Annotated in this window: 7 protein-coding genes and 1 pseudogene; 6 read left to right on the forward strand and 2 right to left on the reverse strand. The window is 74.1% G+C overall.

Annotated features, from left to right (window positions below; translation table 11 throughout):
- From ACFWXO_RS03920 to ACFWXO_RS03935, 4 genes are all read left to right on the forward strand, one after another.
- The coding region (locus tag ACFWXO_RS03920) for an AIM24 family protein (RefSeq protein WP_380521982.1) at window positions 1–454 on the forward strand (454 nt) is incomplete at its 5' end.
- Window positions 454–1,104, forward strand: a complete 651-nt coding sequence (locus ACFWXO_RS03925; RefSeq protein ID WP_380396786.1) for an AIM24 family protein — start codon at window positions 454–456, stop codon at window positions 1,102–1,104. The genes ACFWXO_RS03920 and ACFWXO_RS03925, both read left to right, overlap by 1 nt.
- 200 nt (window positions 1,105–1,304) lie before the next feature.
- Window positions 1,305–2,105, forward strand: a complete 801-nt coding sequence (locus ACFWXO_RS03930; protein WP_375891555.1) for an AIM24 family protein — start codon at window positions 1,305–1,307, stop codon at window positions 2,103–2,105.
- 40 nt (window positions 2,106–2,145) lie between these two features.
- Window positions 2,146–2,661, forward strand: a complete 516-nt coding sequence (locus tag ACFWXO_RS03935) for a MarR family winged helix-turn-helix transcriptional regulator (RefSeq protein ID WP_375891481.1) — start codon at window positions 2,146–2,148, stop codon at window positions 2,659–2,661.
- 72 nt (window positions 2,662–2,733) lie between these two features.
- On the opposite strand, the gene meaB is transcribed toward ACFWXO_RS03935, so the two are convergent.
- A complete protein-coding gene (meaB, locus tag ACFWXO_RS03940) occupies window positions 2,734–3,690 on the reverse strand; it encodes a methylmalonyl Co-A mutase-associated GTPase MeaB (RefSeq protein ID WP_380521986.1) in 957 nt (318 codons plus the stop codon).
- A 119-nt stretch (window positions 3,691–3,809) separates the two neighbouring features.
- On the reverse strand, window positions 3,810–5,003 hold the full coding sequence (locus tag ACFWXO_RS03945; protein ID WP_375892941.1) for an acetyl-CoA C-acetyltransferase: 1,194 nt from the start codon (window positions 5,001–5,003) through the stop codon (window positions 3,810–3,812).
- Between the two features lie 258 nt (window positions 5,004–5,261).
- Here ACFWXO_RS03945 and mce point away from each other — a divergent pair, with 258 nt between their 5' ends.
- Both mce and ACFWXO_RS03955 read left to right on the forward strand, forming a co-directional pair.
- Window positions 5,262–5,705 (forward strand): methylmalonyl-CoA epimerase, encoded by a 444-nt coding sequence (gene mce / locus ACFWXO_RS03950; protein ID WP_375892942.1) that lies wholly within the window; start codon window positions 5,262–5,264, stop codon window positions 5,703–5,705.
- Between the two features lie 508 nt (window positions 5,706–6,213).
- A pseudogene (locus ACFWXO_RS03955) lies at window positions 6,214–8,726 on the forward strand (hypothetical protein); the annotation flags it as partial.

The raw sequence follows: 8,726 nt of genomic DNA on the forward strand, positions 1-8,726 counted from the left end.
TTGGGTGGGGGGGGGGCTGCCAACTTTCACGGCCCCCCCCCGCGCCACCTTTACAACCCGGGCCCGCCCGGCCGGCCCGACTCTCACGGGGGGGCCCCACAACCTGCTCTGCACCGAGGCCGGGCTGCACACCGGCACCAGCTTCACCGGGCTGAACGGCGTCTCCTCGGGCAACGGCCTCTTCACCACCAAGGTGGAGGGGCGCGGCTGGGCGGCCGTCACCTCCAACGGGCCGGCCGTCATCCTGCGGGTCGGCAAGGACATGCCGCTGCGGGTCGACCCGGGCGCGTACGTCGCGCACACCGGCAACCTGCACCGCAGCGTGAAGTCGGGCGCGGGCTGGACCACGGTGATCGGCGAGGGCGGCGGCGAGGCCGTGCAGGTCGAGTTCACCGGCGAGGGCCTGGTGTACGTCCAGCCCTCGGAGAAGGTCACCCTCGGGGGTGACGTCTGATGGGCTTCACCCGGATCAACGGCAAGATGGTCGAGGCCCAGGTGGTGCCCGGCCAGCGGCTGTTCAGCCAGCGCGGGGCGATGCTCGGGTACACCGGGGACGTCCGCTTCACCCCGAACATCACCGGCGGCCAGGGCGGGGTGATGTCGATGATCGGCCGGCGGGTCGCCAACGAGGACACCCCGCTGATGACGGTCGAGGGCCACGGCCGGGTGATGTTCGGCCACGGCGGCCACCACGTGCACGTGATCGACCTGGTCGGCGACACCCTGTTCGTCGAGGCGGACCGGCTGCTCGCCTTCGAGGGCACCCTGCGCCAGTCCACCGTCTTCCTCGGCTCGCAGGGCGGGGTGATGGGCATGGTCCGCGGCCAGGTCAGCGGGCAGGGCCTGTTCACCACCCGGCTGGAGGGCCACGGCTCGGTCGCGGTGATGGCCCACGGCGGCGTCTTCGAACTGCCGATCACCCCCGGCCAGTCGGTGCACGTCGACCCCCAGGCGTACGTGGCGCACCGCGGCGAGGTGCGCAACAAGCTGTCCACGGCGATCGGCTGGCGCGAGATGATCGGCCGCGGCTCGGGCGAGGCGTTCCAGCTGGAGCTGTCCGGGCAGGGCACGGCGTACGTCCAGGCGAGCGAGGAGAAGCTCTGATGTCCCACCCTCCGCAGCCTCCGTACGGGGGAGGCTCCCCGCACGACCAGCCGACCCAGCCGGGTTTCACGGTGCCGCCGGACTACGGCCGCGCCGCCGGGTACCCGCCGCCCCCGCCCCCGCCCTACCAGCCGCAGGCCCAGCCGCAGCAGCCCCAGCAGTCCTACGCCCAGGAGCAGTTCGGCGGCGCGCAGGCCCCGCTGCCGACCGCCCACGGCGGCTCCGGCCCGGTGGTGTACGACGCGCACACCCTGCCGTCCAACGACAACGTCAACCCGTACGCCTTCGCGGTCGAGCTGAACGGCTCCTACTTCCTGCAGAAGGGCAAGATGGTCGCCTACTACGGCGACATCTCCTTCCGCGGCGTCGGCGCCGGGATGGTCGACCGGGTGCTCGGCCAGCACTTCAACTCGCCGCTGCACGCCTCGGACTGGGTGGTCGCCCAGGGCTCCGGCCGGCTGCTGCTGGCCGACCGGGCCTTCGACCTCAACTCCTACGACCTGGACGACGGCAACCTGACCGTCCGCTCCGGCAACCTGCTCGCCTTCGACCCGACGCTGCGGCTCAAGCAGTCGATCATCCCGGGTTTCCTGACCCTGATCGGCACCGGCCGCTTCGTCGCCGCCTCCAACGGGCCGGTGCACTTCGTGGAGCCGCCGGTCCGGGTGGACCCGCAGGCGCTGGTGGGCTGGGCGGACTGCCCGGCGCCGTGCCACCACTACGACCACGACTACCTGCACGGGGTGGTCGGCGGCCTGCGGCGGCTGACCGGCATCGGCGGCGCCTCCGGCGAGGAGCACCAGTTCGAGTTCATCGGGGCCGGGCAGGTGCTGGTGCAGTCCAGCGAGACGCTGCTGGCCGAGCGGTCGGTCGGCCGGGTGGACGCCGAGGCCGGGGTCCCGGTCGGCGGGGTGCCGAACCAGCCGGGCCACGCCGGCGACCACCCCAACACCCCCGGCCTCGGTAACCTGGGCGAACTCGGGCGGCGTTTCGGCCTGTAAACTCGTACAAGATTGAACTAAATCGGCTATGCTGGACCCCATGGATACGCACACGACCGACACTGCGGACACTCCTCCGTCGCAGCCCGAGGAGGAGACTCCCTGGCTGACCGCCAGGGAGCAGCGGATGTGGCGCGCCCATCTGGAGGTCGCCAAGCTGCTGGACTACCAGCTCAGCCGCGAACTCCAGCCCCACAGCCTGGCGATCAACGACTACGAGATCCTGGTCGTGCTCTCCGAGGCCCCGGACCACCGGATGCGGATGACGGACCTCGCCACCGCCACCCTCCAGTCCAAGAGCCGGCTCTCCCACCAGATCACCCGGATGGAGAACGCCGGGCTGGTGCTGCGCCAGGAGTGCCCCGGTGACCGCCGCGGCCTCTTCGCCCACCTCACCGAGCAGGGCTGGGAGACCATGCAGCGGGTCGCCCCCGACCACGTGCGCAGCGTCCGGGCCCACTTCATCGACCGCTTCACCCCGGAGCAGCTCGACGCCCTCTACGAGGCCCTGGCCCCGGTCGCCGACCACCTCCGCGGCCTCCGCGGCCGCTCGTAGCCGCTCCTGGCCGCACCGCGGACAGCGGCGGGGCCCCGGACCGCACCCGGTCCGGGGCCCCGCGCGCGACGCTCAGCCCGTGGTCAGGCCCGCGACCAGTTCGTCGGCCGCGCCGTACGGGTCCAGCTCGCCGTTGACCACCCGCTCGGCCAGGCCGACCAGGTGGCGGTCGCCGGAGAGGTCGCCGATCCGGGCGCGCAGCTCGGCCAGCGCGATCGCCTCGATCTCCTGGGCGGCCCGACGGCGGCGGCGCGCCGCCAGCTCACCGGTCTCCTCCAGCCAGGCGCGGTGCTTCTCCAGGGCCTCGACCACCTCGTCCACGCCCTCGCCGCGGGCCGCGACGGTCTTCACGATCGGCGGGCGCCAGTCCCCCGCCTCGCGGGCCTCGCCGAGGCCCAGCATGTGGTTGAGCTCCCGGGCGGTGGCGTCGGCGCCGTCCCGGTCGGCCTTGTTGACCACGAAGACGTCGCCGATCTCCAGGATGCCCGCCTTGGCGGCCTGGATGCCGTCGCCCATCCCGGGGGCCAGCAGCACCACGGCGGTGTCCGCCTGGGCGGCGACCTCGACCTCGGACTGGCCCACGCCGACGGTCTCCACCAGGATCACCTCGCAGCCCGCCGCGTCCAGCACCCGCAGCGCCTGCGGCGCCGCCCAGGACAGCCCGCCCAGGTGCCCGCGGGTGGCCATCGAGCGGATGAACACCTCGGGGTCGGTCGCGTGGTCCTGCATCCGGACCCGGTCGCCCAGCAGCGCCCCGCCGGAGAACGGCGAGGACGGGTCGACGGCGAGCACCCCGACCCGCTTGCCGAGCCGCCGGTAGGCGGAGACCAGCGCCGAGGTGGAGGTGGACTTGCCCACCCCGGGCGAGCCGGTCAGGCCCACCGTGTACGCCTGCCCGGTGTACGGCGCGAGCGCGGCCATCGCCTCCCGCAGCTGCGGGGCGGCGTTCTCGACCAGCGTGATCAGCCGGGCGACCGCCCGCGGCCGGCCCTCCCGGGCCTGCTCGACCAGCGTGGCGACATCGATCATCAGGAGCTCCTTGCGCGGATGCCGGCGGGTGGCGGCGGCGTACGGCGGCGAACGACGGCAGATGCCGAAGGGGCCGCGGACCACTTGTGGCGGTCCGCAGCCCCGGAGGTCGGAACAGATCAGGCCTTCGGCACGCGCACGATCAGCGCGTCGCCCTGGCCGCCGCCGCCGCACAGCGCGGCCGCGCCGACCCCGCCGCCGCGGCGCTGCAGCTCCAGCGCGAGGGTCAGCACCACGCGGGCACCGGACATCCCGATCGGGTGGCCGAGCGCGATCGCGCCGCCGTTGACGTTGACGATGTCGGCGGAGACGCCGAGGTCCTTCATCGACTGGTGGGCGACGGCCGCGAACGCCTCGTTGATCTCGATCAGGTCGAGGTCGGAGACCTCCAGGCCCTCCTTGCCCAGCGCGTGCCTGATCGCGTTGGACGGCTGCGACTGGAGCGAGTTGTCCGGGCCGGCCACGTTGCCGTGGGCGCCGATCTCGGCGATCCAGGTCAGGCCCAGCTCCTCGGCCTTGGCCTTGCTCATCACGACCACGGCGGCGGCGCCGTCGGAGATCTGCGAGGAGGTGCCGGCGGTGATCGTGCCGTCCTTGGTGAAGGCGGGGCGCAGCTTGGCCAGGCCCTCCACGGTGGTGTCGGCGCGGATGCCCTCGTCCTGGCTGAACAGCACCGGCTCGCCCCTGCGCTGCGGGATGGCGACCGGGACGATCTCGGCCTCGAAGACGCCGTCGGCCTGCGCCTTGGCGGCCCGCTGGTGGGAGGCGGCGGCGATCTCGTCCTGCACGTCGCGGGCGATGCCCAGGCGGGTGTTGTGCTTCTCGGTGGACTCGCCCATCGGGATGTTCTCGTAGGCGTCGGTCAGACCGTCGTACGCCATCGCGTCGAGCACCTCGACCGCGCCGTACTTGTAGCCCTCGCGGGACTTCGGCAGCAGGTGCGGGGCGTTGGTCATGGACTCCTGGCCGCCGGCCACCACGATGTCGAACTCGCCGGCCCGGATCAGCTGGTCGGCCAGGGCGATGGCGTCCAGGCCGGAGAGGCAGACCTTGTTGATGGTCAGCGCCGGGACGTTCATCGGGATGCCGGCCTTGACGGCCGCCTGGCGGGCCGGGATCTGACCGGCGCCGGCCTGCAGCACCTGGCCCATGATCACGTACTGGACCTGCTCACCCGTGATGCCGGCCCGCTCCAGCGCGCCCTTGATCGCGAAGCCGCCGAGGTCGGCACCGGAGAAGCCCTTGAGGGAACCGAGCAGGCGGCCCATCGGGGTCCGCGCACCGGCAACGATCACAGAGGTGGTGTTGGTCATGGGACGGGCCCCTTCGCACGTCGTGGCCAGGTGGTGAGGATGCGCTCAGGGTACTGACCCGTTTTCCGCCCGTCACCGGAGCGACGGTGTGATCGAGCGCACTGGCACCGTCCAGTCAACACCGTGTCAATGCGATCCGGGTGAACGTCCGGGTGATTCCCGGCGTGTGAGCAGGCTCGCACGTCCGGCACTGGCGCCGCCTCGGGGCCGTACGCTGCACTGGGTGCCACTGTCCGTCCACCGCCCCCTGGAGGCGCCGTGCTGACCCGCATCGACCACATCGGCATCGCCTGCCGAGACCTCGACAAGACGGTCGAGTTCTACCGCGCGACCTACGGCTTCGAGGTGTTCCACAGCGAGGTCAACGAGGAGCAGGGGGTCCGCGAGGCCATGCTCCGGATCAACGGCACGGACGACGGCGGCGCCTCGTACCTCCAGCTGCTGGAGCCCACCCGCCCGGACTCCACCGTCGCCAAGTGGCTGGAGAAGAACGGCGAGGGCGTGCACCACATCGCCTTCGGCACCGCCGACGTGGACGGCGACGCCGAGGCGATCCGCGACAAGGGCGTCCGGGTCCTGTACGACCAGCCGCGGATCGGCTCGATGGGCTCGCGGATCACCTTCCTGCACCCCAAGGACTGCGGCGGCGTGCTGACCGAGCTGGTCACCTCGGCCCAGCCGGGCGAGCACGAAGGGCACTGAAACGACCTCGGAACCGCTCCCGGTGCCGCCCGGGACCGGGCGGCACACCGGAATTCGGCACTAGCGACCCGTCAGTAACGTGGTCCGGCAGCCGGAAAACCCCCACGCGGCCATTCCCCCGCGGTGCGCGCCCACTACAATGCCCAGGTGCGCGAAGACTCCGGGGGACGGAGGCGACGGGCACGGCCGATGACAGGCCTGTCCGCCCTCCGGTGGCCGGCCCGTCGCAGGGGAGTCCAGTACGCGGGCACGGCTGAACAGTCGCAAGACGGATCTGTCACCATTCTCCACAGGCAAGAGTTCGCCCAGGAGTCCACCCGGACGGGGGAACGCGGCACGTCCGCGCTCCCGCGACCAGGACTCCGACGACCGCGGCGGACGGCTCCGGCTTGGCAGCGGGTCGTCCGGTGGGCGCGGATGCAAGGACCAGTCGGACCAGGACCCCGGACACGGGTGGCCGGGACCGGCCCGGTCGAGGACGCGACCAGGAGATGGATGGGACCGCGGAGTGCGGGGCAACGACCGCTACGAGGTTGACGATCACCTCTCCCAGTTCGAGGCCGAGATGGGTCGGACTCGGAAGGAGCGGGACAAAGCAGTCGAGCATGCCGAGGACCTCGCCTACCAGGTGGAGGTGCTCCGGGCCAAGCTGCACGAATCCCGGCGCATGCTCGCCCAGCCGCGCGCCTTCGACGCCGTCTCCGGCCAGGCCGAGCAGATGCTGCGGACCGCCGAGATGCAGGCCCAGCAGATGCGCGCCGACGCCGAGCGCCAGCTGCGCGACTCCCAGGCCGCCACCCAGCGGATCATGGCCGAGACCGCCGAGCGCACCGCCCGGCTGGAGGCCGAGCTCGCCGCACGCCGCCGCCAGCTGGAGGACGAGCTCACCGAGCTGCGCCGCTCCGCCGAGCAGCACGTCAACGGCTGGGCCGAGCAGACCCGGTCCGGCTCCGAGCAGGAGGCCCAGCGCCTCCTCCAGGACGCCCGCGCCGAGGCCGAGCGGATGGTCGCCGCGGCCCGCGCCGAGGCCGCCGCCCTCTCCGACCACGCCCGCGCCCAGACCGCCGCCGACGTGGACGCCGCCCGCGGCGAGGCCCAGGCCGCCGCCGAGGCCGCCCTCCAGAAGGCCCAGAACGACGCCGAGCGACTGCTGCGCGCCGCCTCCGAGCACGCCCAGCAGGCCGGTGCCCAGGCCGCCGCCGATGTGGACGCGGCCCGCGGCCAGGCCCAGCAGGAGCTGGCCGCCGCCCACGCCGCCGCCGAGCAGCAGCTGGCCGTCGCCCACACCGAGATCAGCCGGCTCAAGGAGCAGGCCGCCGCCGAGCAGGCCCGCGCCGAGCAGCAGCTGGGCGCCGCGAAGGCCGAGATAGAGCGGCTGCGCGACGCGGCGATCGCCGAGGCCGAGCGCGCCCGCCGGGAGGCCACCGAGCTGCGGGTCCAGGCCGAGCAGGCAGCCGAGCAGTTGCAGGCCGACGCCGAGGCCGCCGCCGAGCGCAAGGTCGCCGACGGTGAGGCCGCCACCGAGCAGCGCTCGCAGACCGCCCGGGCCGAGATCGCCCGGCTGGTCGCCAACGCCACCAAGGAGTCCGAGGCCATCCGGGCCGAGGCCGAGGCGATCCGCAGCAACGCCGCCACCCGGCAGGCCGAGGCGGACGCCGCCAAGGCCGCCGCCGCCGAGGAGAGCGAGCGGCTGCGGGCCACCGCCGAGTCGGTCGCCGCCCAGTTGAAGGCCGAGGCCGAGGCGGCGATCGCCGAGCTGCGCGCCCAGGCCGACCGGGACGTGGCGGAGCTGCGGGCCCAGGCCGAGGCCGACGCCCAGCGGCTGCGCGGCGAGGCCGAGGAGGCCGGCCGCGCGGCCGGCGCCAAGGACGCCACCGTGCACCTCGCCAAGGCCGCCAAGACCGCCGAGGAGGTGCTCGGCCGGGCCAACCAGGACGCCGAGACCGCCCGCAGCGAGGCCTCCGCCGAGGCCGAGCGGATCCGCGCCGAGGCGCACGCCGAGGCCCAGCGGCTGCGCGAGCAGGCCCAGGCCGCCGTCGAGCAGGCCCAGAACGCCGCCCTGGACGACGCCGCCGCGATCCGCGAGCGGATCGAGCAGATGCAGGACGAGGCCGCCCGGCTGCGCGCCGAGGCCGAGGAGCTGCGCGCCCAGGCCGCCGCCGAGGCCGACCGGGCCCGCAGCGAGGCCCGCCGCCAGGCCGTGCTGCAGATCGAGGAGTCGGCGAAGAACGCCGAGGAGCTGCTCACCAAGGCCAAGGCCGACGCGGACGAGCTGCGCGCCGGTGCCGCCGGGGAGATCGAGCGGCTGCGCACCCAGGCCCAGGAGCAGGCCGCCGAGACCCAGGGCCGGGCCGAGCAGACCCTGGCCCGGGCCCGGACCGAGGCCGAGAAGATCACCTCGGCCGCCGAGCAGCAGGGCCAGGACGCGGTGACCGCCGCCAAGGCCGCGGCCGCCGAGAACCGCGCCGCCACCGAGCGGGAGACCGCCGAACTCCGGCGCGGCGCAACCGAGTTCGACCAGCAGGTGCGCGCCGCGGCGACCGCCGCCGCAGAGGCCCTGGCCGCCGAGTCCCAGGCCGAGGCGAACGCCGTCCGGGACGCCGCGGTCGCCGACGCCGAGCGGGTGCGCACCGAGGCCGACACCGAGGCCGCCCGCACGAGGGCCGAGGCCGAGGCCACCGCGAACGCGCTGCGCGAGGAGAGCCGGCGCGAGTACGAGGAGGCCGCCGCCGGGCTGCAGCGCGAGCGCGAGGAGACCGCCGAGCAGCTGGCCGGTGCCCGCACCGCCCGCGAGCAGGCCGAGCAGGGCGCCGCCGAGCTGACCGAGCGCACCGCCCGGGAGAGCACCGAGGTCCGCGCGGCCGCCGACCGGTACGCCGCCGAGCAGCGCGAGAGCGCCGACCACGAGACGGCCGAGCAGCGCGAGGAGGCGGAGCAGTACGCCGCCGAGCACCGTGCCGAGGCGGAGCGGGCCGCGGCCGAGCTGCGCGCCCTCGCCCAGCAGGAGACCACCCAGCAGCG

Origin of the sequence: Kitasatospora sp. NPDC059088, assembly GCF_042738155.1 — a bacterium.
Lineage (GTDB): Bacteria > Actinomycetota > Actinomycetes > Streptomycetales > Streptomycetaceae > Kitasatospora.

What these genes read in the sequence shown, in the direction of transcription:
- meaB (WP_380521986.1), bottom strand. Translation starts at nt 3,690, where the DNA reads ATGATCGATGTCGCCACGCTGGTCGAGCAGGCCCGGGAGGGCCGGCCG.
- ACFWXO_RS03925 (WP_380396786.1), top strand. Translation starts at nt 454, where the DNA reads ATGGGCTTCACCCGGATCAACGGCAAGATGGTCGAGGCCCAGGTGGTG.
- ACFWXO_RS03945 (WP_375892941.1), bottom strand. Translation starts at nt 5,003, where the DNA reads ATGACCAACACCACCTCTGTGATCGTTGCCGGTGCGCGGACCCCGATG.
- ACFWXO_RS03935 (WP_375891481.1), top strand. Translation starts at nt 2,146, where the DNA reads ATGGATACGCACACGACCGACACTGCGGACACTCCTCCGTCGCAGCCC.